1 tRNA gene and 2 rRNA genes (1 of these 3 cut by a window edge) are annotated in these 3188 nt (G+C 53.1%); all 3 read right to left on the bottom strand.

The window, feature by feature from the left end:
- Positions 1–57: 57 nt before the first annotated feature.
- A tRNA-Met gene (locus tag AC07NK_RS20165) sits at positions 58–134 on the bottom strand.
- Positions 135–265: 131 nt separating this feature from the next.
- Positions 266–380, bottom strand: a 5S ribosomal RNA gene (gene rrf / locus AC07NK_RS20160).
- 115 nt (positions 381–495) lie between these two features.
- A 23S ribosomal RNA gene (locus AC07NK_RS20155) occupies positions 496–3188 on the bottom strand; it runs 100 nt beyond the window's last position.

Here is a 3188-nt window from a genome sequence, read left to right as displayed (position 1 = left end):
AAACGCAAGAAAGCCGCGGACCTTGTGGGTCAGCGGCTTTTTGTTGTGCTGTGATGATGGTTGCGGGGGTTGGATTTGAACCAACGACCTTCAGGTTATGAGCCTGACGAGCTACCGGGCTGCTCCACCCCGCGCCATCTGTGGGACGCCGGGGTCAAAAGACGGGGCATCCCAGAAAAAGCAAAACGCGCCGCGCCGGAAGCGCGACGCGCGTTTTGCGTATCTGACATTGTGAATGGGTTTTTCCAATTACACCGGCTTCAATGCCTGGCGACGACCTACTCTTCCAGCGCTTGAGCGATAGTACCATCGGCGCAGTCAGGTTTCACGGCCGAGTTCGGGATGGGATCGGGTGGGTCACTGACGCTATGGTCACCAAGCAATGAAGCAGGTGTAATTGGGTTTCAAATCGACGCGTGCACCGTCTTTAGATGTAATCAAGGCTTGAGGTATCAACCTCAATGATCAGCAGAGCTGTCATTGATGGTGGGACTCATCAAGCGCGAATAGGACAATTAGTACTGGTTAGCTCCATGCGTTACCGCACTTCCACATCCAGTCTATCAAGGTGGTGGTCTACCACCGTCCTAAGAAATCTTATCTTGAGGGAGGCTTCCCGCTTAGATGCTTTCAGCGGTTATCCCGTCCATACATAGCTACCCTGCTGCGCTCCTGGCGGAACGACAGGTACACCAGAGGTATGTTCAACCCGGTCCTCTCGTACTAGGGTCAACTCCTCTCAAATTTCGACGCCCACGGCAGATAGGGACCAAACTGTCTCGCGACGTTCTGAACCCAGCTCACGTACCACTTTAATTGGCGAACAGCCAAACCCTTGGGACCTGCTCCAGCCCCAGGATGTGATGAGCCGACATCGAGGTGCCAAACGATTCCGTCGATATGAGCTCTTGGGAATCATCAGCCTGTTATCCCCGGCGTACCTTTTATCCGTTGAGCGATGGCCCTTCCACGAGGGACCACCGGATCACTATGACCGACTTTCGTCTCTGCTCGATTTGTCAATCTCGCAGTCAGGCTGGCTTATGCCATTGCACTCTAACGATCGGTTTCCAACCGATCTGAGCCAACCTTCGCACGCCTCCGTTACTCTTTAGGAGGCGACCGCCCCAGTCAAACTACCCGCCACAGAGGGTCCCTGTTCCGGATAACGGAACGAGGTTAGACATCAGAAATCAACAGGGTGGTATTTCACCGTAGGCTCCACATCAGCTGGCGCCAATGCTTCAAAGCCTCCCACCTATGCTACACAATTAATTCCTAATGCCACTCTGAAGCTGCAGTAAAGGTGCACGGGGTCTTTCCGTCTAACCGCGGGTACTCCGCATCTTCACGGAGAATTCAATTTCGCTGAGCATGTCCTGGAGACAGTGGGGAAGTCGTTACGCCATTCGTGCAGGTCGGAACTTACCCGACAAGGAATTTCGCTACCTTAGGACCGTTATAGTTACGGCCGCCGTTTACCTGGGCTTCGTTTCGGAGCTTGCACCCCTCCACTTAACCTTCAGGCACCGGGCAGGCGTCAGGCCCTATACGTCGTCTTGAAGCCGACTTAGCAGAGCCCTGTGTTTTTGCTAAACAGTCGCTACCCCCTGGCCTGTGCCCCCAACAAGAGCTTGCGCTTATGCTGGGCCTCCTTCTTCCGAAGGTACGGAGGCAATTTGCCGAGTTCCTTCAGGACACTTCTCTCAAGCGCCTTGGTATACTCTACCTGACCACCTGTGTCGGTTTCGGGTACGGTCTATACGGTGGAGCTATTTCCTGGAACCACTTCGAAGCATGTCCAATCCGATCAGGACATACAACACACGTGATCCGTCACTACCACCAGGCCCACGAATATTAACGTGGTTCCCATCGACTACCCCCTTCGGGCTCGTCTTAGGGGCCGGCTCACCCTGCTCAGATTAGCTTTAAGCAGGAACCCTTGGTCTTTCGGCGAGAGGGCATCTCACCCTCTTTATCGCTACTCATGTCTGCATTCGCACTTCCGATACCTCCACGGTCCATTACCAGACCGCTTCACAGGCTTACGGAACGCTCCGCTACCGCGTGTAGTAAACTACACACCCTAAGCTTCGGTGCACGTCTTGAGCCCCGTTACATTTTCGCCGCAGGAACCCTTGTTTAGACCAGTGAGCTGTTACGCTTTCTTTAAAGGATGGCTGCTTCTAAGCCAACCTCCTGGCTGTTTTGGGATTCCCACATGCTTTCCCACTTAGACGTGACTTGGGGACCTTAGCTGTAGGTCAGGGCTGTTTCCCTTTTGACGACGGACCTTAGCACCCGCCGTCTGTCTCCTGGATAGTACTCCTAGGTATTCGGAGTTTGGTTAGTATTGGTACAGCTCGCGCCGCCCGCAACCATCCAGTGCTCTACCCCCTAGGGTATTCGTCCAAGGCTCTACCTCAATAGATTTCGCGGAGAACCAGCTATTTCCCGGCTTGATTGGCCTTTCACCCCTAAACACAACTCATCCGATAATTTTTCAACATTAAACGGTTCGGTCCTCCAGTGAGTGTTACCCCACCTTCAACCTGGTCATGCCTAGATCGCCGGGTTTCGGGTCTAATGCATCAAACTAAGTCGCCCTATTCAGACTCGCTTTCGCTGCGCCTACACCTAACGGCTTAAGCTTGCTTGATACACTAAGTCACAGACCCATTATGCAAGAGGTACGCTGTCACCCCATAAAGAGGCTCCAACTGCTTGTAGGCGTTCGGTTTCAGGTACTGTTTCACTCCCCTCATCGGGGTGCTTTTCACCTTTCCCTCACGGTACTAGTTCGCTATCGGTCATGTACGAGTATTTAGGCTTGGAGGGTGGTCCCCCCATGTTCAGACAGGGTTTCACGTGCCCCGCCCTACTCGAGTCCTTCTTCATCACTTTCGCATACGGGACTGTCACCCGCTATGGTCAGCCTTTCCAGACTGTTCTGCTAGTTGAAAAGAAGGCACTGGCCTGGTCCGCGTTCGCTCGCCACTACTAACGGAATCTCGGTTGATGTCTTTTCCTCCGGGTACTGAGATGTTTCAGTTCTCCGGGTTCGCTTCACGAAGCCTATTTTATTCAGCTAAGTGATACCTGTTTCTCGATTACTCTAACAATGAACAAGTCATCGTAAGAATAATCGGGATAGGTGGGTTTCCCCATTCGGAAATCGTCGGGTC

It is taken from the genome of Sphingomonas sp. GW821-FHT09B04, assembly GCF_059418285.1.
The sequence above is the reverse complement of the archived record's forward strand: the minus strand, read 5'-3'. Positions and strand labels throughout refer to the sequence as shown.